Below are 24,592 nucleotides of genomic sequence, written 5' to 3'. Positions count from 1 at the left end.
TCTGTCCGGAAGGGTGCTGGTGCTTCGGCGCTTATTNCAGCANCCCGTTTTNTTCGAGATAGGCNGTCAGCGTGTCATAGACCTTGNGCGATGCGTCGGATGCTTCGGCCGCCTTCTCCCATTCGGTNTTGGCGAAGGCGCGGAATTTCGCACGCTCTTCATCGGACCAATTGTGCACGGTGATATNGGCGTTGGCTTCGGCTTCTTTCACCGCGGCCATGTCNCGTTCGGCCAAGGTCGACACCTGGAGCTGCCGGAAGTCTTTTACGGACTCCACCAATGCGCTTTGGATATCCTCGGGCATCGAATCCCATACACCTTTGTTGATCGACACCTCNACCAGCGGCATGGAGTGGAAGCCGGGGTATACNGGATGGTTNGCCACGTCATGNATGCCCTGCGCGTGGTTGGTCGAGAAGACGGTATAATCCGCAGCGTCGATCACACCCTTGTCAAGCGAGGTGAAGACCTCGGAGCCAGGCAGGTTGACCGGAGACGCGCCCGCCGCGGCAAAGACTTTCTGNACCATACCTTCGGGGGCGCGCATCTTCAGCCCCTTCAGNTCGTCCACACCGTCCAGCGGCACCTTCGACAGAAACGCCTCGAGGCCGGGGGTCGTCGCGCCGATGAAATGCAAACCGTAGGGTTCAAGCATTTCGTTCATCAGNTCATTGCCGCCGCCGTTCTCCATAAAGTCGAACATCTGCTGCGGGTCTGACCATGCCCCGACCGGATTGGCAATCAGACCAAACGCCGGCTCTTTCCCTGCGAAATAAGAGGTATCGGTGACGTGGCCATCGATAATGCCAGCCGCCACGGCATCCTGAGATTCAGTATGGGCGACGATTGTTTCAACGGGCAGCAGATCGACCTCGACGCGGCCGTCGGTTTTGGCGGCGACGTCTTTGGCCCATTCTTGCTGCAGCAAGAAGTTGGCGTTGCCTGCCGGATCAGATGACTGGAACTTGAGCGAAAAATCTTGTGCAGCAGCGGCACCGGCCAGCCCGGCGCTGACAAGTGCGGTTGCGGCCAGAAGCCTAGCGGTAAAGCGCATGTATTTATCCTCCCTAAAAAGTCGTNACCGTAAACGGTGACGATGGGCGGACGCTAATGACAGCGCTGTCATCTGTCAACTATTCCCAAAGAGCTGTGCACGTGATAGGTTTTATCACATGGAAAAGAACACTAAATACAAGCGGGTTACGTTGAATGAAGTCGCGGCAGAGGCCGGTGTCAGCGCTATCACGGTATCGCGGACGATTCGTGCCCCCGACATGGTCTCGGCTGGTGTGCGAAAGAAGGTTCAGGCTGCGATCGAACTGCTTGGGTATGTACCGGATCAAGCCGCTTCGGCGCTTGCGTCCGAGCGGACAAATGTGGTGGGTCTGCTGGTCCCATCGCTGACCAACGCGGTGTTTTCTGACGTCTTGCGCGGTGTTTACGATGTGATCGACGGGTCGGGCTTATCGGTGCAAATCGGTAATTTCCGCTATAGCCCCAGCAAGGAAGAAAACCTTTTGCGTACCTTCCTGCGTCAGCGTCCGGCGGGGCTGATTGTGGCAGGGATCGACCAAACCGACGCAGCACGAACCCTGCTCAAGTCCGCGCCCTGTCCCGTCGTGCAGATTATGGACGTGTCGGACTCTCCGATTGATCTCATGATCGGGTTCTCACACTACGATGGTGCGGTCGAAGGCACGCGGCACTTGATTGATGCGGGGTACAAAAAGCCCGGATTTCTGGGCGCGCGAATGGACCCGCGCTCGCAGGCGCGGCTTGCGGGNTTCACAGCCGAAGCGCAGGCGCGCGGCGTGTATGATCCGAGCCGCGTGATCACGACGACCNACCCGTCCTCGGTGGGTATGGGCGGGCAACTNCTGAGCGATCTTCTTGCGCAAGCGCCAGACACCGATGCTGTGTTCTGCAATAANGACGACCTCGCCGCCGGCGCGCTGTTCGAGGCCGAACGCCGTCGCATCAACGTCCCCAACGATCTGGGTATCTGCGGCTTCAACGACCTTGAAATGTCGCGGCANCTGAACCCGGGCATTACCTCTGTCGCGACGCCGCGCTACGAGGTCGGTGCAGGGGCAATGACCCTGCTTCGGGACGCAATCGCTGACCGCGCGGCCATCCACACGCCGCATATCCGGCTCGGCGTGGAGCTGANAAAGCGCGGATCGACAAAGCGGGGGTGAATGTCGCGGATGACACGAGACCGGGCAGGGGGGCGCTGCCCCCGTCGCGCAGGCGCGACTCCCCCGGAGTTTTCAGGGCAAAATGAAGAGGTCAGATGACCTTGATCACGTCTTTGTCGATGGCCAGCATATAGCCGCGCCGCGCGATATTCTTGACCAGCAGTTCCGACACGATCTGGTTGCCCAATGTATCGCGCAGACGTTTGATGCGCGTGGCCCCTGCTGCTTCGTCGCAGTCAGCGGCGGTCCGGCCCGAGATCATGCCCTCGATCTCGGAGCCTGAGAGCACATCGTCATCCATGCGCGCTTCAGCAAGGACCGACATCGTTTCCATCGCGGCGGCGGTCAGTTTGAAGCCCAGGTTGTTGAGATAGACGGTGTTTTCCTCGCGGCTGATGAGGAGCGAGTTTACTTGTATCCCCACCCGTTCGATCTGCGCCATGCGGCGGTTGAAGCCCACGAGCATGATCAGGAACACCAGCGCCGCGACCAGCATGGCCGTCGCAAAGACCAGCAGCACGATGATCACGATCCGGTAGCTCGACAGGGTTTCGGAAAACGCCGTGCCCGATTGTGCGAGAATTTCAAGCAGTTTGATTTCGGCCTGAGTCGTCAGATCGTCGTTCTCGACAAAGATGCGTTCGACCTGCGCGTTAAAGGCATTGGCGTCGGGCAGGGCCCATAGCAACAGCCCTGCGCCGATCAGAATGATCGCCACAACGGCCGCGATACCACCGCCGACAAAACGCCCGCCCGTGCGGCGCATCTCAGAAGCGGAGGAAATTTGGTCCGGCACTCGCTTTCCTTTGGTTTAGGCCATCCTTGCCAAAGACAGAGACGATCGTCAGCAACGTCCAGCCATTTGCAGCCAGCCGGTCCGTCAATTGGGCCTGCGCCGAGGCACGGCTGCAGTCACCGGATACCTGCGCCACACCATAATGCAGGCGCAAGGGGTTTTCCTGCTTTGCCTTGTAGTCGGCAAAACATTCCGCCGCTTGGGCAGAGGGGGCGGAGAGGGCCAGAAGCCCCGCAGCAGTCAGGGAAAGGAGGATGTGTTTCATGACGATCAGACTGCGCCTATCCGGGCGGATATTCAATATCCATTGGGTCTGTACCGCTTTGTTATTCGATAACAGGGGGGTGTTATTGCCTGTCTGAGGGGGGTGCGGCCAGTTTGATCCCACGGCCTCGCTCTTGATGGCTTTGCATGGGGTGCTTCCCATGTTGCCCCCAACCGAAAGGATCAGACAATGCGCTTTACATTGCACCATAAATTCATCGCCTCGATTGCAGCCGCAGCCGTCGCTATCACCGCCTTTACTGCTGCCCCCGCCGCGGCGGGCGACCGCAACAGGGATCTGGCGAAAATCGCGGTCGGTGTTTTGGGCGTGGCCATTGTCGGCAAGATCATTCACGACAAGAACAAGCGCGACGAAGAACGTGCCCGGCAGGAAGTATCAAAGCACCGCCACGCGCCAAACACTGTGTACCGCGCTCCACGCCCTCAACGGGCCGAGCGCGTGCCCGTCTACCGCGCGCCGCAATCGCGCCACCGGGTAGAGCCGCGTCCGCTGCCCAAGGGCTACAAGCGCAAGCAGCATCGCACCCATGCCAACGCCAAGCTGCTGCCCAAACAGTGTTTCCAGAGCTTCGACACGCGTCGCGGTCAGGTGCTGATGTTCGGCCGCCGCTGTCTTGAGAATAATTTCCGTCATGCCAACCGTCTGCCGCAGCAATGTGCGCAGCAGATCCGGACCCATCGGGGCACCCGCTATGGGTATGACGCCCGCTGCCTGCGCGGCGCGGGATACAGTTTGGCGCGCGGTTAATCTCAGCGTGCCAATACCGGGGGCATTTCGATGCTCTCGGGTGGGGAAGGGAGGGATGTTCGGGCATCCCTCCCTTTCTTATGTGCTGTGGATATCTTTTGCGATTGTGACATCGCAGTCTTCGCAAGGTCACAATTCGCGTGGGCGGGGCTTGAGCTTTGCCGCGGGTTGGGGTTTTCACGGGTCATGAAACCAGATTTTGAATTTGAACGGGCCGCCCATGCGCGCGGCTTTGAGCGGGTCGCCGGCGTGGACGAGGTGGGGCGCGGGCCCTTGGCGGGGCCGGTCACTGCCGCTGCCGTGGTGCTGGACCCGGATCGCATTCCCGAGGGGCTGAACGATTCAAAAAAGCTGACCAAACCTGCGCGAGAACGCCTGTATGAAGAGCTTTTGCAGGTTGCGGATATCAGCGTTGCCCATGCCTCGGTCGAAGAGATTGAAGAGCTCAACATCCTGAGGGCGAGCCACCTTGCCATGCTGCGCGCGCTGGAGGGGCTGAAGACCCCCGCCGATTATGCGTTGATCGACGGCAATATGATCCCGCGCGATCTGACCTTGCCTGCCGAAACCGTGATCAAGGGAGACGCTCGGTCGCAGTCGATTTCCGCGGCCTCAATTGCGGCCAAAATATGTCGAGATTGTGTCATGTTGTCCTTGGCGCAACAGCACCCTGGATATGGCTGGGAAACCAACATGGGATACGGGTCGAAAAAGCACATGGAGGCGTTGCAGAAAATTGGTGTGACCCCACACCATAGACGTTTGTTCAAACCCGTACACAACATGTTGTATCAAGATAAATAACTAACCACTTGATTCAAAAAAGAAATTGACCAGGAATCGTCTGTCGGGGCATCTTGTGGATAACCAAGAGCACACAATGTGCCGGGCAAGAGGCAGCTATTATGAAGACGATGACCAAGGGTGCGGCAGCACTCCCTTTAAACACGATCATTTCTGGCGACTGTATCGAAGCGATGAATGCGCTTCCGGCAGAGTCGGTGGACCTTATCTTTGCGGATCCCCCCTATAACCTGCAGTTGCGTGGCGACTTGCATCGTCCCGACAATTCAAAGGTGGATGCGGTCGATGATGCGTGGGATCAGTTTTCCAGCTTTGCCGTCTATGACAAGTTTACCCGCGAATGGCTGAAAGCCGCGCGNCGTCTGCTGAAACCCAATGGCGCNATCTGGGTTATTGGCAGCTATCACAATATTTTCCGCGTTGGTGCCGCNTTGCAGGATGCGGGTTTCTGGATNTTGAACGACGTGGTGTGGCGCAAGTCGAACCCGATGCCGAACTTTCGCGGCAAGCGNTTTACCAATGCGCATGANACCATGATCTGGGCCGGNAAGGACGAGAATTCCAAATACACCTTCAACTACGAAGCGTTGAAAGCGNTGAACGAAGGNATCCAGATGCGCAGNGATTGGGTGCTGCCGATCTGCACCGGTCACGAACGTCTGAAGGACGAGATGGGCGATAAAGCGCATCCGACGCAAAANCCCGAAAGCCTGTTGCACCGTATCCTTGTGGGGTCCACCAACCCCGGTGATGTCGTGCTTGATCCGTTCTTTGGCACNGGCACCACAGGNGCCGTTGCCAAGATGCTGGGCCGCGACTTTATCGGGATNGAACGGGAAGAGGCGTATCGCAAGGTTGCCGAAAAGCGGATNAAATCCGTGCGCAAGTTCGANAANGAAGCGTTGCAGACCACCACCTCGAAACGCGCCGAGCCGCGCGTGCCGTTTGGCCAGCTGGTTGAACGTGGCATGCTGCGCCCGGGCGAAGAGCTTTATTCCCTNAACGGCCGGTATTCCGCCAAGGTNCGTGCCGATGGCACGCTTGTCGGGAACGAGGTCAAAGGATCGATCCACCAAGTCGGTGCGGCNTATGAGAAAGCGCCAAGCTGCAATGGTTGGACATATTGGTGCTACAAGAAAGACGGCAANCGCGTGCCGATCGATATCTTGCGCCAGCAGATCCGGGCAGANATGGCCAACTAGGCCTCTCCCCACTTTCACACCCTATTTACGAACACCGCCGGTGTCCTTGCCGCCTCATGAGAAGGCGTGCCCATAAGGACACTCACCTTGGCCCCGCCTTTCATTGGCGGGGTCTTTTTCGTTTCAGGCGGTCAGGAAGGTTCAGCGATGTTCAGCGGGGNTAGGGNGTCTTGCCTGCGTTATACTCGGCCCAGTCNGTGATCTCGGGGTAGTAGGTCCGGCGCCATTCCCGCACCCGTGGGTTCATCACNCGCCGCCAGACCCAGGGCATCATCGCGGCCATTGTCATGACGGGGTAGCCATAGGGNANTTGCGGNGCTTCTGCGTCGCCATAGGTTTGCAGCACGGGAAACCGCCGGTCGGGTTTNTAGTGGTGGTCGGAATGGCGTTGCAGATTGATCAGCAGCCAGTTGGACGCCTTATGCGCNGCGTTCCACGAATGACGCGGCTGGACGTGTTCATATTTGCCGTCACCCAGATGTTTGCGCGTCAGACCGTAGTGTTCGATGTAATTCACCAGCTCAAGCTGCCAGATCGCCACGCCCGCTTGCAGCAGGAACAGNCCCAGNCCGACCCANCCGCCAAGGACCACGGCGAGGATCAGNCAGCCTGCTTGCAGCGCCCAGTATTTGAAAAANGGGTTGCTCAGGTCGNTCCAGGGTTTGCCCTTGCGTGCCAGCATCGNTTTTTCGGCCTGAAAGCTGGACACCAGCGATTGCCGCAGNACGCGCGGGTAAAAGCGGTGGAACCCTTCGTTATAGCGTGCGGTCACCGGATCGCGCGGGGTGGCGACATAGCGGTGGTGCACCAGCAGATGTTCAGACCGGAAGTGCGAATANAGCACCATCGCCAGCAGCGCATCGGCCCAGAAGCGTTCGCGTCTATTGCGTTGGTGCATCAGCTCGTGGGCGTAGTTGATCCCGATGGTGCCNGTCATGACGCCGACGCCGAAGAAGACGGCGGCTTTCTCCCAGCCGGACAGATGCGCGGCCTGTGGCACGTACCATAGCAACCCGAAGAGCGTGAGAAACTGCACCGGCATCCACGCGGTCGTGATCATGCGATACCAGAACAGGTCGCCGTCTGANGCGTCCGGATCGGCGTTATCAAGGTTCAGCCCCGCNATCGCGTCGATGATCGAAAACAGATACCATGTGACCAGCGGCATCAGGATCACGGTCCAGCCGCCGACGGTGGCGGANATCCAGACCAGCGGGATCAGCGCNAAGGACAGGGCAAAAGGCAGCGCACGCCGGAACTGCGACAGCTGGTCGGTGCTTATGTTTGTGGTGGGCGAGGTCATGCTGCACGGCCTTTTCGGGTTATCTGGCCCAAGGGGATCGGGCACAGCTTTGGCTGCGATAAACTATGCCGCGCCGCCGCTAACGTAGCAAGTCATAGGCTTTGCGCATCACCGTGGGCAGGTCCGACGGGCGGAAATCATCCCGCNNGACAAANTGCCCGCGTGCTGGCACCGTGTCATTCGTTAGGGGCGCGTGCATGACGGTCAGCATCAGGTGNAAATGCGTGAACGTGTGCCGCACCTCCCCNGCAAGGGGGTGCCAGTCGGCGGGGGCAGGCGGCGTGCCTGCGGGGCGCGNGCCGTCGGCCTCNATCCAGTCGGTGCCGGGCCACCCGAGCATACCGCCGAGCAACCCTTTGTCGGGGCGCGTCTCAAGCAGCCAGGCNCCATCCGCGCGCTGCCCCAGATAGACCGTGCCATGNCGGATCGGTTTCGGCTTCTTCGGGGTCTTCTTGGGCAGTTCGGCCGCCGTGCCATTGCGGCGAGCAAGGCAGGGGGCGCGCCACGGACAAATGCCGCAGGCAGGGGATTTGGGGGTGCAGATCGTGGCCCCCAGATCCATCACCGCTTGGGCGTAATCTCCGGGACGGGTGGTTGGGGTAAGCGCCTGAGCACGTGCCATGAGGTCGGGCTTGGCGGCGGGCAGGGGGGTGTGGATGTCATAAAGCCGCGCCATCACCCGTTCAACATTGCCATCCAGCACCGTGAACGGCAGATCAAACGCGATAGAGGATACGGCCGCAGCAGTATAAGGGCCAATTCCCGGCAGCTTCAGCAAGGCCGCGTGGTCGGCGGGGAAGTGGCCGTCATGATCGGCCACCACAGCGCGGGCGCATTTCAGCAGATTGCGGGCACGGGCATAATAGCCCAGTCCGGCCCATTCTCCCATCACATCCGCATCCGCAGCCGCTGCCAGATCAACGACCGTCGGCCAGCGCGCGGTGAACCGTTGGAAATAGTCGCGCACGGTTGCGACGGTGGTTTGTTGCAGCATCACCTCGCTCAGCCAGATGCGGTAGGGATCGGGGCGCACGCCCGCCATCCGCGCCGCTGGCAGCACGCGCCAAGGCATCGCGCGGGCATGGACATCGTACCATTCCAGAAGGATCAGCGGGAGGTCGCCGGAGGGGTCGGTGTCACGCAATGTTTATAACCTTTTCGGTTGGGTATGGCTGGTGATACGAGGCGGGATCGCTATGTTGTGGCTAGTCATTCGGGAAAGATAGTCATGGCGCCACGGCGTACCAGTACAAAAGGGTTCAAAAGGACGGATAGCCTGCTTTCGGCCAAGATCCGTCAGGCGAGCGAGACTCGCGGCTTTGCCCAATCCCGTCTGTTGACCCAATGGGCCGAAATCGTCGGTCAGGACGTCGCGGCCATCTCGCGCCCTGTTGAGGTCAGCTATGGCCGCGGCGGTATGGGGGCGACGCTGACCTTGCTGACGACAGGGGCAAATGCGCCCATGCTGGAGATGCAGAAGGAACAGCTGCGCGCCAAGGTGAACGCCATCTACGGGTTCAACGCGATTGCGCGGGTGCGGGTGACCCAGACGGCTGCCACCGGCTTTGCCGAAGGCCAGGTCGCGTTTGCGCCGCAACCCAAGACCCATCCCGAACCGCCGAACGACCCCGTCTTGCAACAGCGTGCTGCCGAAACCGTCAGCCCTGTCGCGAACGAGGCCCTGCGCGATGCACTTGCACGTCTGGGCGAGAACATATTGAACAAGACCAAACGCTGAAAAAGGAAATCACATGAAACCGACATTCCCCATCCTTGCGGCTGTTGCCGTAGCTGCCGCAGGTGGCTGGTACGCTTTCAGCGGTACAAATGCCGTGAACAGCACACCGATCAACCCGCTGGTCAGCGCGGCCAACGCGCAGTCCGCCGACACGGCAGAGGCGGATGCGCCTGCTGCAACCACCGAAATTCAGGACATGACATTGGGCAACCCCGATTCAGCGGTCCAGATCATCGAATACGCATCCTACACCTGCCCGCACTGCGCCTCCTTTGACCAAGGCCCGTTCCAGCAGCTCAAGGCGGATTACATCGACAACGACAAGATCGGCTTCACCTACCGCGAGGTCTATTTTGACCGCTACGGCCTTTGGGCGTCGATGGTGTCGCGCTGCGGTGGCGAGGACAAGTTCTTTGGCATCACCGACATGATCTATGCCGGNCAGTCCGAATGGGTCCGCGCCGGAGAGCCTGCCGCGATCGTCGAAGAGNTGCGCAAAATCGGCCGTNTGGCCGGGCTCGACAANGCTGAACTGGACGCCTGTCTGCAAGACGGTGAAAAAGCACAGTCGCTGGTCGCATGGTGGGAAGAAAACCAGAAGGCGGATGACATCAACAGCACGCCAAGCTTCATCATCAACGGCAAGAAATACTCCAACATGCCCTATGCCGAGATGAAAGAGATCATCGACGCAGCGCTGGAAGAATAATGGCGGCCCCGCTGGCAGGGCTCAAGGTTATTGAGCTGGCACGTATTCTGGCAGGCCCTTGGGCCGGTCAGACGCTTTCGGATCTCGGCTGCGAGGTGATCAAGGTCGAAAGCCCGGCGGGCGACGANACCCGCCAGTGGGGGCCTCCGTTCATCGAGCGCGGGGAAGATAAATCCGCGTCGTATTTCCATTCGGCCAACCGGGGCAAAGCCTCGGTTGTTGTCGATCTGACCACNGATGANGGTCAGGCCAAGATGAAAGAGCTTNTGGCCGATGCCGACATCCTGATCGAGAATTTCAAAACCGGCGGGCTTGCCAAATACGGGATGGATTACGCCAGCNTGTCCAAGCAGTTCCCCAAGCTGATCTATTGCTCGATCACCGGTTTCGGGCAAGACGGCCCCTATGCGCATCGCGCGGGCTATGATTTCATCATCCANGGCATGTCCGGCCTGATGTCGATCACGGGTGAACCCGACCGTCAGCCGCAGAAACACGGNATGGCGATCACCGATATCTTTACCGGCGTCTATGCCACCACGGCCATTCTGGCAGCGGTACACCAGCGCAGCCAGACCGGCGTGGGCCAGCATATTGACATGGCACTGCTGGATTGCGCTGTTGCGGTGACGGGCAATCAGGCGATGAACTATCTGACCACGGGCAATGCGCCGACGCGGATGGGCAATGCACACCCGAACCTGACCCCCTACGAGGTGTTCACATCCTCTGACGGGCATCTGATCATNGCNACGGGCAATGANGGGCAGTTCCANCGGNTGTGCCGGATGCTGGGGCTGGATGATATGGCAANNTCGGCNGACTATGCCAAGAACGCCGACCGCGTCGCCAACCGGCCCGAGATGATCCGCCGTCTGAANGGGGCTACCAGCCAACGCACCCGCGACGATCTGCTCGCCGCCTGCGAGGCAGAGGGCGTGCCAGCNGGGCCGATCAACGACATGGCCGATATGTTCGAAGACCCCCANGTCATCGCGCGTGGCATGAAGGTCGAGCTGGACGGGGTGCCGGGCATCCGGTCGCCGTTCAAATTCTCGGGCGCTGAACTGGCTTTGCATCGCGCCGCGCCAAAGCTGGGGCAGGACGACTAGGTTCGCCCCGACANGCTGCCNGNGCTTCGCTGGAAGCTCTGGCGGTTATGCCGGTTTCGGCAGTNGATCCAGCGCNGCAAATAGCGCGTTTTCAGGATCGAACTTCAGTCGCACAGGCAGGGTTATCACCTTCATTCTGAAAGACGCGGGCAGACGCACCGCGTCTTTTTCTGTTGTGACCAACTGTGCGCCGCGCAGGGCGGCATCCGCCTCTAGCCGTCCCATCAGCGCAGGGTTCAGCGGCTGGTGATCCTCCAGCGCTTCGGCGTGGACAATCTCTGCCCCCAGATCGCGCAGGGTGGCAAAAAACTTCTCGGGGTGGCCGATNCCTGCNAANGCCAGCGCGCGGGTGTCGGACCAATCCATCCCCGTTTGCAGGGGGGNGAGTTCGGCACGCACATGCGGCAGCCCGCGGGGCAGGTCGGTCGCGTCAAACTGCGCCTGATCTGCNGCGCCACCGATGGACAGCANGATATCCGCCCGCGCCAGACCCGTAGCAACGGGTTCGCGCAAGGGGCCCGCAGGCAGGCACAGCCCGTTGCCGAACCCCTTGGCCGCATCCACTACCACAATCGATAGGTCCTGATGCAGCGCGGGGTTCTGGAAGCCGTCGTCCATGACAATCACCGAGGCCCCTGCGTCCGCCGCGGCCTGCGCCCCCGCTGCGCGATCCTGCGCAACCCAGACATCGGCAAAGGCGGCCAGCAGCAGCGGTTCATCCCCCACNTGTGCGGCGGTGTGGCGCGACGGATCAACCTGCACCGGCCCCTTCAGCGTGCCGCCGTAACCGCGCGACACCACATGGGGCGTGTGATACCTGTCGCGCAGNTGTTCGACGACAGCCATGACCGTTGGCGTNTTGCCCGTGCCCCCNGCGTTGATGTTGCCGACGCAGACCACCGGAATATCCAGACGCAGCGGCGTNCCCGCCGCCAGCCTNCGGGCAGTGGCACGCGCATAAAGCGCGCCCAGAGGTTGCAACAGGCGCGCGCGCCAATCGGGCGTGGGACGGTGCCAAAAGGCGGGGGCGCGTTTCATGATGTGGNCTCTNGCTGGTCAAGCGTTTCNTGNACAAGGTCGATCACCTTGTCGGTGACGGCCGCACCGCGGCTGATCACATCCCACCCCGCCTGCGCCATCGTCGCTGCCTGATCTGGCGCGATCAGCCGGTTCACGGCGGTGCCAAGCGCTGTGGCATCATTCACGATNCGCGCGGCTCCTTCGGCAGCCAGCCGGGTATANAGCGGCAGATACCGCCGGACTTTCGGCCCGTACAGCACAGCCGANCCCAGGGCCGCGGCCTCGAACGGNTCACAGCCACCGCTGCCGTTGATCAGGGANTTGCCCAGAAAGGACACAGGGGCCAGCCGGTAGAACAAGCCGATCTCTGCCGGATCATCGGCGATCATCACCTGAGTCGAGGCNTCGGGATAGCCCGCGTCGCCCCATCGCAGCACGCGAAAGTTCTGATCCTCCATNCGCTGCGCGAAAACATCGGCCTGCTTGGGGTCGGCGGGCGCGAGGATCAGCAACAGCCGGTGTGACAGACGGAGCCCTTGGCGGTGCGCGGTGAGCACNGTGTTCAGCTCACCCTCGAGCACCTGATTGGCGAACCAGATCGGGCGCCCCACAACCGCAGCNGACAGATCGGCCAGATCGGAATCCATACAAGGCAACACGCGGCCACCGGCCTGAAGGGCGGGGGTCAGCTCTATGTCCTTGCGGGCGAGCCCAAGCCGGACAAGCCGCTGCATCCCCGCCTCCGACCGCGTCATGATCGCCGAGAAATGCATCAGCAGATCGCGGGTCAGATCGCGCAGCCACCGGTCGCGTCGCCCGTCAAAGCCGTCGCTGTCGGCATCGATCAGGAACATCGGNCAGGNCTGTGTGGTCATCTCTGCAATCATATTCGGGTGCANACGCCCCCATGCCCAGACACAGGCGTCGGGCTGCCAGTAATCGATAAANNTNTTGGCAAGCGNNGGGNGGTCNTCGGGCAGNGNATCGATCAGCACGTCGGCTTCGCTNCACGGCGGCAGGTCGACCGGCACCAAGGCTTGGGGGACGGTGATCAGAACACTCAGCCCCGGACGGCTCCGGCACAGGCGAATGGCCAGATCCTGTATCGCGAACAAGCTGCCGGGTTCGGGGGCGTGGCACCAGACCAGCTCTCCGGNGGGGCGCTTGGCCACGGGGGTGAATGGCGGCACGCCCCCGCGACCGGTAAAGGCGCGATAGGCCGACAGCCCAAGCGACCGCGCCATAAGAGTTTACCCCAGCTCTTCGGTAGAGGAGGCCGCAGCCTCTTCGTCGCGCAGACGGTGCAGATGCGCGATAAAATACCGCATATGCGCATTATCGACCGTGCGCTGTGCCTCGTTTTTCCAGGCGTCATAGGCGCTGGCGTAGTTCGGAAAAATCCCGACGACATGGATGTCATCGACGTTTTTGAACGCGGTACCGGTGGGCGAAATCAGTTCGCCCCCAAAGACGAGGTGCAAGCGTTGGGTCATATCGCGGTCCTTTGTTTTCAAACAGATGGCCTTGGGGGCAATCTAAGGGGTGGCTTGGGTCTGGGCAAGGCCGCTTAGCAGCGCCCCATGGACGGCATCGCCCCCCGCGACGACACCGTTCAGGCGTGGATCGGGGTTGTTGAACCGCAGGGGTTGCCCNGTGCGGTCGGTGCATTGCCCGCCTGCTTCGGTGACAATCAGCGCCCCTGCGGCGATGTCCCATTCCCAGCTTTTGCGCAACGTGACCATGCCGTCAAAACGACCCTGACCCACCAGCCCCAGCCGATAGGCCAGCGACGGACGGTGCGCGCGTTTGAAGCCGGGGTCGCCCTTGGTCCAATGCTGCATGTCCATCACCGGTTTCGTGGCCAGCACGGTCGCCTCGGGCAATGTGGCGATGTCCGAGACAGAGATGCTTTGCCCGTTCAGGGTGGCACCGGCCCCCGCCGCCGCGGCATAGAGCCGGTCGAGCATGGGCAGGAACACCACCGCCGCCGTAATCCTCCCGTCGCGCGCAATGGCAAGGGAATGGGACCAGGTGTCAGACCCTTCGATAAAGCTGCGTGTGCCGTCAATCGGGTCGACGATGAACAGATCACGCTGCCCCAGCCGCCGTGTACCGTCGTCGCTNTCCTCGGACAGCCAGCCATAATCCGGGCGTGCCGCCGTCAGCGTNTGGTGCAGCATCGCGTTCACCGCAAGGTCAGCCTCGGTCACCGGGCCGGCATCATCGGGCTTGTCCCAACGCTGCGCGGTCTTGCCGGTGAAAGAGGTCGCAATCTCGCCCGAGCGGCGTGCGGCCTCGATCAGAAGGGAGAGGTCATCAAGCGCCGGCAAGGGTCATTCCCGAGACAAGAAGCGACGGCACAACGCGGCTCAGATGCGCGCGCGCGTCATTGGCNGGTACAATCGATTGCAGCATATCACGCAGATTGCCCGCNATGGTACATTCGTTGATNGCGTGGGTGATCTCGCCGTTTTCGATCCACAGACCGGACGCCCCACGAGAGTAGTCGCCGGTATTGGGGTTGATGGTCGACCCGATCATCGACGTCACCAAAAGACCTGTGCCCATATCGCGGATCAGGTCNGCGCGGGTGGCATTGCCNTGGGACAGCGCGATATTCCATGTGGCCGGACCGGGGTTCGATCCGGTGCCGCGTGCGGCATTGCCGGTCGGGGTCAGCCCCAGCTTGCGCGCGGTTGCCAGNTCAAGGGTCCANCCCTGCAACATCCCGTCGTCCACGATGGTNCGGCGCGACGTGGGCAGCCCTTCGCCATCGAACGGGCGCGANCCTGCGACGCGGGGGCGAAACGGGTCTTCGATCAGGGACATGCCCTTTGGCAGCACCTGTTCGCCCATAGCGTCGCGCAGCCACGAGGCACCGCGTGCAATCGCCGTGCCGCTGATCGCAGACAGAAGATGCCCGATCAGCGCCGAGGAAATGCGTTCGTCAAACAACACCGGATAGGCCCCCGTGGGCGGTTTGCGTGCCCCCATGCGTTCAAGAACGCGCTCACCGGCTTTGGTCCCGATGTCTTCGGGGCTGCGCAGGTCGGTCTGGAAGATGCGGCTGTCGCCGTCATAGTCCCGCTCCATCCCTGTGCCGGTGCCGGCGATTGCAACGCAGGACAGCCCGCGGTCGGTACGGCGGTATCCGCCTTCGAACCCGTTGCTGGCCGCCATAAATACCTGTTGCGCGCCATAGCCCGCACCCGCGGACTGCACCTGACTGACACCTTTGACGGCTAGCCCTGCGGCCTCGGCGCGGGCGGCGTCATCTTGCAGCGCTTCGGGCGAAGGCTCGGGCGCGGGGTCGTAAAGCTCAAGCGCCTCGACATCCCAGTCCGTCGCCAGCTGGTCGGGATCGGCAAGGCCGATGTAGGGATCTTCGGGGGCCTCTTTCGCCATTGCCACCGCGCGGATCGCCATTTCCTCGATCGTGCGGTCCGATGTGTCGGAAGCAGAGACATTGGCCGAGCGTTGCCCGACAAAAACCCGCAGCCCGATATCGACGCCCTCGGCCCGTTCGGCCTGTTCCAGCACCCCGCCACGGACATCGACGTTCACCGATGTCCCGCGCACGGCCATCGCATCAGCACTATCCGCACCCGCTTGACGGGCGGCATGCAGCAACGACTTGGTCAGCGCCTCAATGGATTGCGACATGGGGGGATGCTCCTTGAATGGGTGAAAGACTGCTAGCGCCCCTGCCGCAGCTGTGCAAGGGACGCCAGTCGCTGGAGGGCCGTGGCCGCGAAGGGTTACTTGATCCGCTGCCCATTGGCGAGGATTTGCCCGTCGCGGGTAAATTCGAGCTTGGATTTCAGCGTATCGTCCTCACCCTCGGCCGGGACGGCGAACATGCCCATCATCATACGCGCACCCATCGCCATCTGCGCAGGCAGCAAGCCCGAGGACACCAGCGTATCGATCAAGGTGTTCCCGCCCACCAGCTTGAGGTCTACAGCGCCCGACGGCTTTAGCGCCGTTGGGTCGTTCTCGTCATGCTCGAACGTGACCGCGCCATTGCCGGTCAGTTTGGCCCCCAGTGCATCCACGATCAGCGCATTCAGGTTCACGCTATCCAGCTGTGCTGGCACCTGTCCGGTCTCGGCCATTCTGGTCGCGGCCTCGGGGTCAAAGTAATCCATCAACAGCCGCGCCTTGCCGGACACATCCAGCGACAGGTTGGCAGGATCGCGGGGCAGGGTGCCTTGCGGGTTGATCATGCCCCAGACCATATCCGACATGGTGAACCCTTCGAGGTTCAGCCCAAGGGCCACGTCCTGCGCATCGTCGGACTTGAGCACCGGCGCGCTTAGGTTGAACGCCGCATTATCGAGGCCGAAGGACAGAAGGAAAGGAAACTGCTGCGGCTGCACTGACAGCGCCATGCCTTGACGCGAACCGGCATAGCTCATGCCGTCGGCGCTGGTTTCAACCGTCAAACGCCCCCCTTCAGAGGCGACAGCGGCAGACATATTGCCATTCTCGGGATCTTCGATGTCTACCGTCATGGTGCTGTTGCCGCTGGTGAACGTGCCCGCGCCGGTCATGCCTGCCCGCAGCATGGCGGCCATGTCACTGGCCTGCGCAATACCCAGTGGCAACCGCCCGTCGCCGTCGAACGTCATATCCGTCGAGGTGCCGTTGATCGTCGCGATGGCGGGCTCTTTGGGGTCTTTGAAGCGCATGTCAAACGTCATCGACGCAATAGACCCGTCCTGCGCATAGGCGCGCATATCGTCCAGCACCGATTTAGAGGCGTATTCGACGTTGTTCAGCACCACATTCAGCGACGCGTTGTCGGGGCCGAAGGTCTCGTCGCCCACTGTCATCTGATCCAGCGTCAAGCCTAGAAGACCGGCAGCATAGGCGCTGCTCAGGTCGGTCGGCGTCCCGCTCACGCGCATGTCATGGCCGGTCTGGTTCACGATCAGCGCTGCGCGCACGCGGTCTTCATCCGGGTCGGTCGGGGTGATTTCGAACACCAAGGGCATTGCGTCGGGCATGACCACCGACACGGTGCCATCGTCGTTTTGCACAAGGCTCAGCTGTTCAAGCGACATCGAGATCTGGCCCAGATCAGGCTCGCTCGTCAGATCAAAGCGGACATTGCTCACCGCGAGCGTATCCCCGGATACCTTTTCCGTGGCCGTCAGCGCATAGCCCATGCTTTGCATATGGTCCTGCCAGTCACGCCACACATCCTGCGGCGTCACATCCGCCAAAGCGCTGGACGAGGTGAAAAGAACTGAAAGGGCGGCACTGCCGAAGAGAGGGCGGATCATGAAAAATTCCTTTGTCGCAAATCGCGGGCGGCTATCCGGTGACAGCGCGGTTGCGCTAAAGGTAAGCGCCCGACGCCACCTTACAAGGCAAAGCGACCCGCGCCAATCTGCGATGTTCCGCCCGCGGGGGCGCTTTTGATTGGCGCTGGCGAATGTAGTTGCTAACGATGTCACCAAACGCCGCGTGCGGCAGGCCCCGTGCGGGGCTTATTGATGACGAAGGGAATTATACGATGGATATGACAGGTAAAACCGTGATGATCACCGGTGCCAGCCGCGGGATCGGGGCCGAAGCGGCACGGGTTTTTGCAGACGCAGGGGCGAATGTCGTGCTGATGGCGCGGTCTCAGGACGCGATTGCCGATCTGGCGGGCGAAATCGGCAAGCAAGCCATCGCGATCCCCTGCAATGTGGCCCGTTTCGGTGAGATGTCCTCGGCGGTGGAAACGGTGCTGGGGGCCTTTGGTGGCGTCGACGTGCTCATCAACAACGCCGGTGTGATTGAACCGATCTCGCATCTTTCCACGTCGGACCCTGACGAATGGTCGCAGGTCATCGATATCAACCTCAAGGGCGTCTACAACGGCATGCGCGCTGTCTTGCCCGTGATGAAAGACGCAGGCGGCGGGTCGATCCTGACCATCAGCTCGGGTGCCGCGCATCACGCCATCGAAGCCTGGAGCCACTATTGCGCGTCCAAAGCGGCGGTGAACATGATGGGCCGCTCGATCCACCTGGAGGAAGCCGCGAACGGGATCCGCGCCATCGGTCTGTCGCCGGGCACGGTCGCAACCCAGATGCAGCGCGAGATCAAGGCAAGCGGCATCAACCCCGTCAGCGAACTGGCGTGGGAAGATCACATTCCCGCCGATTGGCCCGCGCGGGCCCTGTTGTGGATGTGCAGCGCCGAGGCCGACACATACTGTGGCGAGGAAATCTCGCTGCGCGACGAGGGCATCCGCAAAGCGATTGGTCTGGTATGATCGATTTCGACCGCGAAGGCCCCGTCTGGGTCGCGACGATCAACCGGCCGGACAAGGCGAATTCCCTCACCCACGAGATGCTGGTCGCCCTGGCCGAGTTCATGGAGGACGCCCAAGCCGCCCGCGCGGTGATCCTGACGGGTACTGGCAAAGTGTTCAGCGCCGGTGCCGATCTGGACGAGGCGCGCGCGGGGCTCGCTGTCTCTGACATATGGGAAAGGCTATCGGGCGCGATTGCCGCGCTGCCGGGGCTAAGCATCTGCGCGCTGAACGGGACGCTGGCGGGGGGCGCTATGGGGATGGCGCTGGCCTGCGATCTGCGGATCTGCGTGCCCGGGGGCAAATTTTTCTATCCGGTGATGAAGCTGGGGTTCTTGCCGCAACCCAGCGACCCCGCACGTATGGCAACCTTGATCGGCCCTGCGCGCAGCAAGCTTATTCTGATGGGCGGGCAGAAGATCACCGCCCAAGAGGCACTAACGTTCGGCTTGGTCGATCGTATTGTGCCAGCCGAGGAGCTTATGCAAAGCGCACGCGATATCGTCGCCGATACCGTTGCCGCCACGCCCGAAATTGCCACTGGGATCAAAGCGATGTGCGCCCCGCCCGAAACCCCTGCCGAGATGCCCTAGGTCAGGCGGTTAGATGAACGGGACAAAGGGCACGCCGCAGCTTGCCAGCAGTGTGAGGCCCGAGATGATTAAAATGATGCGCATATTCTGCCCTTTTATTGGAATAAGCACGATCGTCGTGCATTTGGTTTAAGGTCAAGTTAATGGTGCCGCTGTAACTCACAGCTATATCCTTAACCCGAATGGAAGAGCACGTCATGACATCAGAAAATTTGCCAGCCCGTCGCGGGGTTGTCATCGGGGCGGGGCCTGCAGGGCTGATGGCGGCTGAAATGATGGCGGCGGCAGGCTTGGCTGTGACGGTCTGCGATCACAAACCATCCGTCGGGCGCAAGCTGTTGATGGCGGGTAAATCGGGGCTGAATATCACCAAGGCCGAAGAACACGCCAAATTCCTGAACGCTTTTTCGACGGCAAAAGAACCGCTTGAACCCATTCTCAACAGTTTCGATGCTACGGCGGTGCAGGAATGGGCCAAGGGATTGGGGCAAACCCTATTCACCGGCTCTACCGGGCGGGTTTTCCCGACCGTGATGAAGGCGTCGCCGCTGCTGCGTGCGTGGCTGGCACGACTGGCCGATGCAGGTGTTGCGGTGAACACCCGCTGGCGTTGGACCGGATGGGAAGATGGCGCGCCGGTGTTCGATACGCCAGACGGCATGAAAGGCTTGCCGGCCGATGTCACCGTGCTGGCCATGGGCGGGGCAAGCTGGTCACGCTTGGGGTCCACCGGTGCTTGGGCCTTGCCGCTGCGCGACGCGGGCGTCGATATCGCGCCTTTTGCGCCTGCCAATGCAGGAATCGCGATGAACTGGTCGCCGCATATGGAAGCGCATTTTGGCGCGGCGCTGAAAGGGATCGGCTTGAAATCAGGCACCCACCGATCGCGGGGGGAGGCGGTTATTTCCGCCCGCGGATTGGAAGGCGGCGGGATCTACACCGTGTCGCGCGGGTTGCGTGAAGGGCATCCGCTGATGCTGGACCTGCTGCCGGATCAATCCCGCGAGGCGTTGGTCGAAAAGCTGGCTAAGCCGCGTGGCAAGATGAGCGTGGCAAACTATCTGCGCAAAACGCTCAAACTGGACGTGGCCAAGATTGCGCTGCTTCAGGAAATGGCGCGCCCCTTGCCGGCGAACGCGACTGACTTGGCGAGGTTGCTGAAAGCGCTGCCGGTGAAACACGCAGGGCTGCGCCCGCTGGACGAGGCGATTTCAACCGCAGGCGGGGTAAAGCTTGATGCGCTGGATGACGGGTTGATGCTACACGCCCGCCCCGGCGTTTTCGTTGCAGGCGAAATGCTGGATTGGGAGGCCCCGACGGGCGGGTATCTGATCTCGGCCTGCCTTGCGACAGGCCGATGGGCCGGCCAACACGCTGCCGCATGGGCGCAGCGGGGTTAACCTTCGCGGGTGGCGGCGGCCTTGAACGCGGGGCGGTCACGCATGGACTTGGCCCAATTTCCCAGCTTGTCATCCACCCGCGCAAATCCCGCGCCGATGGACCAGTTGATGCAATGGGTCGCCAGCAAATCCGGTATGGTGACCTCCTCCCCCATCAGGAACGGTCCGTCCAACCTGTCTGACAGGATCGCAGCAGAGCGGGCGAATTCGGCTTTGAGGCTATCCTTGATCTCGGGGACGCGCTGTTCCTGCGGGAAAACAAAGCTGTGTTTCGCCGCAGCCCAAAGGATCGCATCCATTTCGTCGATCAGCCAGAAGGTCAGCGCATCCTGATGCGCTCGGGCCGCGGTGCCAGGGGGGGCTGTCAGCGCGCCATGCTTGTCCGCCAGATACTGCATGATCGCGACAGAATCGGTCAGCACGTCGTCGCCGTCCACAAGTGCGGGAATTTTGCCGGACGGGTTGTATTGCTTTGCCTCGTCCGAACGTGGCGCACAGGGCAGGTGATCGTAGGGCTGGCCCAACTCCTCGAGCATCCACATCACCCGCATCGCCCGCGTTTTGGTTGCCCCGATAACCTTATACATCGACATTCCCTCCCAAGAATTAACCTGAATTTAGCGTTGTGCCCCCAGCATGGCGAGGCGGATAAAGGCGCGTTCGACCAGCGCCATCGTCGGCGCGTGTTGGCCTGCTGACCGAAGCGTCAGGTCGGTGTCTGTCAGCACGGTCAGTGCGGTTTCCAGTTTGGCCGCACCCCAGTTTTTGGCCTGACGCATGGCGCGATCGCGGTCGCGCACGCCCCAGATCTGGCCGCCCGGATTGCTCGCGATGCGGTAAAGCGTGCGAAAATGACGTGTCGCCATGATGATCAGCGTCACGGCGTTCACCCCTTGGGCCTGCAGCTTGGCCATCACGGGGCCAATGTCGCCCGCGCGCGCCTCTGCCACGACGTGGAGAATGTCGTCGACCTCTGCCTCTGTCGAGGTGGGGGCGCAGTTGGCCACATCCTCTGCCGTGAGGGGGCCTGCGTCGCCGATTTTATAGAGAGTGATTTTATCGACCATTTGACGAAAATCGCCCGGATCAAGCACCCGCGCCAATTCACTGAGCGCCCCCATCGCATCCGCCTCGGGGCTGAGCTTTGCTTCGGCAAGCACGCGTTCAATCTCTGCCCGGTCGGGTGGATTGTCGTAGATCGGGGTGGCGAAAGCGTTCTTATGTGCCTCGAACGCCTTGAGCACCTTGGAGGTTTTTTTCAGATCCCCCGCCGACACGACGATCTGGGCGTCGCCCGGCTGCCAGTCGGCCAGCGCATCGGTCAGGATTTTGGCGATATTGTCGTTGGCGTCTTCCACAAAAGCCGCGCGCGGNCCCGGAAAGAAACCTACCGCCTTGATNGCGTCCAGCAACATNGGCGCATCCCGCCGCAGGTCAGCGGCCTGAATACGGGTCAGGCGCATTTCCTCTTCGGCATTGGGGCCCAGCAGGTTTTTCAGNAAANTNTGCCGTTTCAACGCGACGCGCATCGCATCGCCGCCATAGATCAGCAGCCCGGTCTTCGTCGGATCGGGCTTGGCGAAATAGGCATTCGCGTCGCGCGGGGGCAGCTTCATGGGGTCAGATCGGCCGCGTANAGGCGGGTGACCAGCTGGTCGGCCAACATGACCATCAAGCGTTTTTGGGCATCACGTTCTGCCGCGAGCGTTGCAACAGTCGAACCGGTCGCGGAATAGCCGGTAAAGTTTTCGACATTTCCTGATACCTCGATCTGACCACTGCTGAGGTTGCGCAGGGCNAANTCGACCTTGCCGANNAGNTTATACCGTGTGGTGTTGTCTTCGCTGTCGATCGCCANCCCCTCTTCCGANGTNTCGACGGTCAGGGCCAAAGCATAACGCGGACTNGCGGCGCGGCCCAANCGCGTCTCGATCTCGCGAACGAGNGTGTANGAATAGGCATCATTCGGCGCGTCGACCTGCACCGCGTTTTGCAGCGCCGTGCCAGTGCCGCCGGGGCCNTAAACGGGTTGAAACCCGCAGGCCGCCAGGACCAGCAGTGGCAATGCGATAAGAAAACGGCGGTTAAGCAACGACATTGACGATCCGTCCGGGCACAACGATGACCTTTTTAGGCGTGGCCCCATCAAGGGTACGAATGACAGCTTCGTGGCTCAGCGCGATCTTTTCAACCTCTTCCTTNGGCATATCNGCAGGTACCTGAATTTCCGCGCGGCGTTTGCCNTTNATCTGGATNGGCANGGTCACCGTATCGTCGACCAGCATCGCTTCGTCNGCTNGCGGCCAGGTCGAGGTNGTGATCANNCCGTCGCCGCCTTGCGCGGTCCAGATTTCCTCTGCCAGGTGGGGGGTCATCGGGGCCATCAACTGGGCCAGCGTCATGATCGCTTCGCGCTGTGCGGCTTTGCCCGCCTTGGATTTNTGCAACGTCGCGGTAAAGGCATAAAGCTTGGCAATCGCGGCGTTGAAGCCGAAGGATTCCACACCCATCGTGACATCGTGGATGGTCTTGTGCATCGCGCGCAGCAGATCGTCGTCGCCNGTGCCTGCGGCNCTGTCNTCCATCTCGGCGATNCGGNTGCTGATGTTCCACACGCGGTTTAGGTGCTTATACGCCGCCTCTGCCCCNGATGCGGTCCATTCGACATCGCGTTCGGGGGGCGAATCGGACAGAACGAACCAGCGGGCGGTATCCGCCCCGTANTTCGCGATGATCCCCAGCGGGTCGACCACGTTTTTCTTCGACTTCGACATCTTGGCCGANGGGATGANTTCAACCTCTGTCCCATCGGCNAGTTTNCCGTCGGTCACATCTTCGGGCAGGTGATAGACGGGGCGGTCATTTGCGTCGCGGGTNTGGTAAATCTCATGTGTTACCATGCCTTGCGTGAACAGCGCGTTAAACGGCTCNATCGCTTTTTCAGGCAGGTGGCCGGTNATCTGCATCGCGCGGGCGAAGAAGCGCGAATACAGCAGGTGCAGAATCGCGTGTTCGATGCCACCGATATATTGGTCCACATTCATCCAGTATTCCGCATCCGCCATATTGGTCGGCGTGTCAGCGCGTGGCGCGGTNAAGCGGGCGAAATACCAAGAGGAATCGACGAATGTNTCCATCGTATCGGTTTCGCGTTTCGCGGGCGCACCGCAAGACGGGCAGGCGCAGTCGCGCCANGTGGGGTGNCGGTCCAACGGATTGCCGGGCGTGTCAAAGCTGACGTCATAGGGCAGNTCGATCGGCAGGTTCTCTTTCTTTTCGGGCACCACGCCGCAGGTGTCGCAATGCACGACCGGGATCGGGCAGCCCCAGTAGCGTTGCCGGGACAGGCCCCAATCGCGCAGGCGGTATTTGGTCACGCCTTGGCCCACGCCCTGCGCTTCGCAGGCGTCGATGGCCGCAATGATCGCCTCTTCGCCGGTTTGCCATTTCTCGCCGGCAAAGCCGCCGTTGTAATACACTTTTTCGGATTTCGCCGGCACGAAGGGCGCGGAGAGCTTTGGGTCTGCGTCCTCGGACGGCAAGAAGGTCGACGTGATCGGCAGCCCGTATTTGGTGGCGAATTCAAAGTCCCGTGCGTCATGGGCGGGGCAGCCAAAGATCGCCCCCGTGCCGTAGTCCATCAGGATGAAGTTCGCGATATAGATGGGCAGTTCCCACGCGGTATCGAAGGGGTGGCGCACACGCAGGCCGGTATCCATCCCCAGCTTTTCGGCAGTCTCGATCGCTTCTTCGGTTGTGCCGCCCTTGCGACATTCGGCACAGAAGGCCGCGATTTCGGGACTGTCTTTCTCGAGCAGTTTGGCCAGCGGGTGATCGGGTGAAATGCCGACAAAGCTTGCGCCAAGCAGGGTGTCGGGGCGTGTGGTGTATACTTCGATCCGGTCGAAACCTTCCGGCGCGTCGATGGTCGAGAACGCGAATTGCAGACCGCGCGATTTGCCGATCCAGTTCGCCTGCATCAGCTTGACCTTCGCCGGCCAGTTATCAAGCGTGTCCAACGCATCAAGCAGCTCTTCCGAGTGGTCGGAGATTTTGAAGAACCATTGCGTCAGCTCGCGCCGTTCCACCAGCGCGCCAGAGCGCCAGCCGCGCCCTGCCTCGACCTGTTCGTTGGCCAGAACGGTCATATCGACCGGATCCCAGTTCACGATGGCGTTCTTGCGATAGACCAGCCCTTCCGACAGGAAATCGAGGAACAGCGCCTGCTGCTGGCCGTAATATTCAGGGTCACAGGTGGCAAATTCGCGGGACCAGTCAATCGACAGCCCCAGCGGTTTCATCTGGCCGCGCATGTCGGCGATGTTGCCGTAGGTCCAGTCTTTGGGGTGGCCGCCGATCGCCATCGCCGCGTTT

General features: G+C 61.4%; 25 protein-coding genes. 10 read left to right on the top strand and 15 right to left on the bottom strand.

Features of this window, described 5'->3' with window-relative positions:
• Window positions 1–31 precede the first annotated feature (31 nt).
• Window positions 32–1,054: a TRAP transporter substrate-binding protein gene (locus CBB63_RS02490; RefSeq protein WP_286698019.1), complete on the bottom strand. Its 1,023-nt coding sequence runs from the start codon at window positions 1,052–1,054 to the stop codon at window positions 32–34.
• A 118-nt stretch (window positions 1,055–1,172) separates the two neighbouring features.
• Here CBB63_RS02490 and gntR point away from each other — a divergent pair, with 118 nt between their 5' ends.
• Window positions 1,173–2,198 (top strand): HTH-type transcriptional regulator GntR, encoded by a 1,026-nt coding sequence (gntR, locus tag CBB63_RS02485; protein WP_286698018.1) that lies wholly within the window; start codon window positions 1,173–1,175, stop codon window positions 2,196–2,198.
• A gap of 91 nt (window positions 2,199–2,289) precedes the next feature.
• Here gntR and CBB63_RS02480 read toward each other — a convergent pair whose 3' ends face one another.
• On the bottom strand, window positions 2,290–2,964 hold the full coding sequence (locus CBB63_RS02480) for a winged helix-turn-helix domain-containing protein (RefSeq protein WP_037942669.1): 675 nt from the start codon (window positions 2,962–2,964) through the stop codon (window positions 2,290–2,292).
• A gap of 1 nt (window position 2,965) precedes the next feature.
• A complete protein-coding gene (locus CBB63_RS02475; RefSeq protein ID WP_286698017.1) occupies window positions 2,966–3,259 on the bottom strand; it encodes a hypothetical protein in 294 nt (97 codons plus the stop codon).
• 189 nt (window positions 3,260–3,448) lie between these two features.
• Here CBB63_RS02475 and CBB63_RS02470 point away from each other — a divergent pair, with 189 nt between their 5' ends.
• The 3 genes from CBB63_RS02470 (at window position 3,449) to CBB63_RS02460 (ending at window position 6,033) form a co-directional block, all read left to right on the top strand.
• Window positions 3,449–4,027, top strand: a complete 579-nt coding sequence (locus tag CBB63_RS02470; protein WP_286698016.1) for a hypothetical protein — start codon at window positions 3,449–3,451, stop codon at window positions 4,025–4,027.
• A gap of 186 nt (window positions 4,028–4,213) precedes the next feature.
• A complete protein-coding gene (gene rnhB / locus CBB63_RS02465) occupies window positions 4,214–4,831 on the top strand; it encodes a ribonuclease HII (protein WP_286698015.1) in 618 nt (205 codons plus the stop codon).
• 101 nt (window positions 4,832–4,932) lie between these two features.
• Window positions 4,933–6,033: a site-specific DNA-methyltransferase gene (locus tag CBB63_RS02460; RefSeq protein WP_286698014.1), complete on the top strand. Its 1,101-nt coding sequence runs from the start codon at window positions 4,933–4,935 to the stop codon at window positions 6,031–6,033.
• Between the two features lie 151 nt (window positions 6,034–6,184).
• Here the strand turns inward: CBB63_RS02460 and CBB63_RS02455 are convergent, their stop codons facing one another.
• The gene (locus CBB63_RS02455; protein WP_286698013.1) at window positions 6,185–7,336 is read right to left on the bottom strand and encodes an alkane 1-monooxygenase; all 1,152 of its coding nucleotides are present in this window, start codon (window positions 7,334–7,336) and stop codon (window positions 6,185–6,187) included.
• Between the two features lie 79 nt (window positions 7,337–7,415).
• A complete protein-coding gene (locus CBB63_RS02450; RefSeq protein WP_286698012.1) occupies window positions 7,416–8,480 on the bottom strand; it encodes an A/G-specific adenine glycosylase in 1,065 nt (354 codons plus the stop codon).
• Window positions 8,481–8,564: 84 nt separating this feature from the next.
• Between CBB63_RS02450 and CBB63_RS02445 the strand changes: the two genes are divergently transcribed.
• The 3 genes from CBB63_RS02445 (at window position 8,565) to CBB63_RS02435 (ending at window position 10,895) form a co-directional block, all read left to right on the top strand.
• Entirely contained in the window at window positions 8,565–9,074 is a 510-nt protein-coding gene (locus CBB63_RS02445; protein WP_005850403.1) for a DUF721 domain-containing protein, read from the top strand.
• A 13-nt stretch (window positions 9,075–9,087) separates the two neighbouring features.
• A complete protein-coding gene (locus CBB63_RS02440; RefSeq protein ID WP_286698011.1) occupies window positions 9,088–9,783 on the top strand; it encodes a DsbA family protein in 696 nt (231 codons plus the stop codon).
• Window positions 9,783–10,895, top strand: coding sequence for a CaiB/BaiF CoA transferase family protein (locus CBB63_RS02435; protein ID WP_286698010.1), 1,113 nt, complete (start codon window positions 9,783–9,785; stop codon window positions 10,893–10,895). The genes CBB63_RS02440 and CBB63_RS02435 overlap by 1 nt, the downstream gene beginning before the upstream one ends.
• 45 nt (window positions 10,896–10,940) lie before the next feature.
• Here the strand turns inward: CBB63_RS02435 and lpxK are convergent, their stop codons facing one another.
• The 6 genes from lpxK to CBB63_RS02405 form a co-directional block, all read right to left on the bottom strand.
• Window positions 10,941–11,933 carry a tetraacyldisaccharide 4'-kinase gene (gene lpxK, locus CBB63_RS02430; RefSeq protein WP_286698009.1) on the bottom strand — a complete coding sequence of 331 codons (993 nt, stop codon included), beginning with the start codon at window positions 11,931–11,933 and terminating at the stop codon, window positions 10,941–10,943.
• Window positions 11,930–13,159, bottom strand: a complete 1,230-nt coding sequence (locus CBB63_RS02425; protein ID WP_286698008.1) for a 3-deoxy-D-manno-octulosonic acid transferase — start codon at window positions 13,157–13,159, stop codon at window positions 11,930–11,932. The genes lpxK and CBB63_RS02425 overlap by 4 nt, the downstream gene beginning before the upstream one ends.
• 6 nt (window positions 13,160–13,165) lie before the next feature.
• Window positions 13,166–13,408: a DUF4170 domain-containing protein gene (locus CBB63_RS02420; protein WP_005850395.1), complete on the bottom strand. Its 243-nt coding sequence runs from the start codon at window positions 13,406–13,408 to the stop codon at window positions 13,166–13,168.
• 42 nt (window positions 13,409–13,450) lie between these two features.
• A complete protein-coding gene (locus CBB63_RS02415; RefSeq protein ID WP_286698007.1) occupies window positions 13,451–14,245 on the bottom strand; it encodes a 3'(2'),5'-bisphosphate nucleotidase CysQ in 795 nt (264 codons plus the stop codon).
• Window positions 14,232–15,578, bottom strand: coding sequence for a TldD/PmbA family protein (locus CBB63_RS02410; protein ID WP_286698006.1), 1,347 nt, complete (start codon window positions 15,576–15,578; stop codon window positions 14,232–14,234). The genes CBB63_RS02415 and CBB63_RS02410 overlap by 14 nt, the downstream gene beginning before the upstream one ends.
• Before the next feature lie 95 nt (window positions 15,579–15,673).
• The gene (locus tag CBB63_RS02405) at window positions 15,674–17,203 is read right to left on the bottom strand and encodes a DUF2125 domain-containing protein (protein ID WP_286698005.1); all 1,530 of its coding nucleotides are present in this window, start codon (window positions 17,201–17,203) and stop codon (window positions 15,674–15,676) included.
• Window positions 17,204–17,436: 233 nt separating this feature from the next.
• Between CBB63_RS02405 and CBB63_RS02400 the strand changes: the two genes are divergently transcribed.
• From CBB63_RS02400 to CBB63_RS02390, 3 genes are all read left to right on the top strand, one after another.
• Complete coding sequence (locus CBB63_RS02400) at window positions 17,437–18,186, top strand: SDR family oxidoreductase (RefSeq protein ID WP_037953985.1); 750 nt, start codon at window positions 17,437–17,439, stop codon at window positions 18,184–18,186.
• On the top strand, window positions 18,183–18,818 hold the full coding sequence (locus CBB63_RS02395) for an enoyl-CoA hydratase/isomerase family protein (RefSeq protein ID WP_286698004.1): 636 nt from the start codon (window positions 18,183–18,185) through the stop codon (window positions 18,816–18,818). Before CBB63_RS02400 ends, CBB63_RS02395 begins: the two co-directional genes overlap by 4 nt.
• A 197-nt stretch (window positions 18,819–19,015) precedes the next feature.
• Window positions 19,016–20,218 (top strand): TIGR03862 family flavoprotein, encoded by a 1,203-nt coding sequence (locus tag CBB63_RS02390; RefSeq protein ID WP_286698003.1) that lies wholly within the window; start codon window positions 19,016–19,018, stop codon window positions 20,216–20,218.
• Here CBB63_RS02390 and CBB63_RS02385 read toward each other — a convergent pair.
• From CBB63_RS02385 to leuS, 4 genes are all read right to left on the bottom strand, one after another.
• Window positions 20,215–20,805, bottom strand: coding sequence for a glutathione S-transferase family protein (locus CBB63_RS02385; RefSeq protein ID WP_037942696.1), 591 nt, complete (start codon window positions 20,803–20,805; stop codon window positions 20,215–20,217). The two genes, CBB63_RS02390 and CBB63_RS02385, sit on opposite strands and share 4 nt — an antisense overlap.
• A 30-nt stretch (window positions 20,806–20,835) precedes the next feature.
• Entirely contained in the window at window positions 20,836–21,834 is a 999-nt protein-coding gene (gene holA / locus CBB63_RS02380) for a DNA polymerase III subunit delta (protein ID WP_286698002.1), read from the bottom strand.
• The gene (lptE, locus tag CBB63_RS02375; protein WP_286698001.1) at window positions 21,831–22,316 is read right to left on the bottom strand and encodes an LPS assembly lipoprotein LptE; all 486 of its coding nucleotides are present in this window, start codon (window positions 22,314–22,316) and stop codon (window positions 21,831–21,833) included. The genes holA and lptE overlap by 4 nt, the downstream gene beginning before the upstream one ends.
• Window positions 22,303–24,592 (bottom strand): leucine--tRNA ligase (leuS, locus tag CBB63_RS02370; protein ID WP_286698000.1); only part of this gene is annotated, 2,290 nt, incomplete at its 5' end. The genes leuS and lptE, both read right to left, overlap by 14 nt.

The organism is Sulfitobacter sp. TMED3 (assembly GCF_002167505.1).
Taxonomy (GTDB): Bacteria; Pseudomonadota; Alphaproteobacteria; order Rhodobacterales; family Rhodobacteraceae; genus Sulfitobacter; species Sulfitobacter pontiacus.
The sequence above is the reverse complement of the archived record's forward strand: the minus strand, read 5'-3'. Positions and strand labels throughout refer to the sequence as shown.

Excerpts from the sequence above, each read along its gene's own strand:
- CBB63_RS02470 (WP_286698016.1), top strand. The coding sequence starts at position 3,449 with ATGCGCTTTACATTGCACCATAAATTCATCGCCTCGATTGCAGCCGCA.
- rnhB (WP_286698015.1), top strand. The coding sequence starts at position 4,214 with ATGAAACCAGATTTTGAATTTGAACGGGCCGCCCATGCGCGCGGCTTT.
- CBB63_RS02395 (WP_286698004.1), top strand. The coding sequence starts at position 18,183 with ATGATCGATTTCGACCGCGAAGGCCCCGTCTGGGTCGCGACGATCAAC.
- CBB63_RS02480 (WP_037942669.1), bottom strand. The coding sequence starts at position 2,964 with ATGCGCCGCACGGGCGGGCGTTTTGTCGGCGGTGGTATCGCGGCCGTT.
- CBB63_RS02405 (WP_286698005.1), bottom strand. The coding sequence starts at position 17,203 with ATGATCCGCCCTCTCTTCGGCAGTGCCGCCCTTTCAGTTCTTTTCACC.
- CBB63_RS02420 (WP_005850395.1), bottom strand. The coding sequence starts at position 13,408 with ATGACCCAACGCTTGCACCTCGTCTTTGGGGGCGAACTGATTTCGCCC.
- CBB63_RS02390 (WP_286698003.1), top strand. The coding sequence starts at position 19,016 with ATGACATCAGAAAATTTGCCAGCCCGTCGCGGGGTTGTCATCGGGGCG.
- CBB63_RS02475 (WP_286698017.1), bottom strand. The coding sequence starts at position 3,259 with ATGAAACACATCCTCCTTTCCCTGACTGCTGCGGGGCTTCTGGCCCTC.
- CBB63_RS02400 (WP_037953985.1), top strand. The coding sequence starts at position 17,437 with ATGGATATGACAGGTAAAACCGTGATGATCACCGGTGCCAGCCGCGGG.
- CBB63_RS02445 (WP_005850403.1), top strand. The coding sequence starts at position 8,565 with ATGGCGCCACGGCGTACCAGTACAAAAGGGTTCAAAAGGACGGATAGC.
- CBB63_RS02385 (WP_037942696.1), bottom strand. The coding sequence starts at position 20,805 with ATGTATAAGGTTATCGGGGCAACCAAAACGCGGGCGATGCGGGTGATG.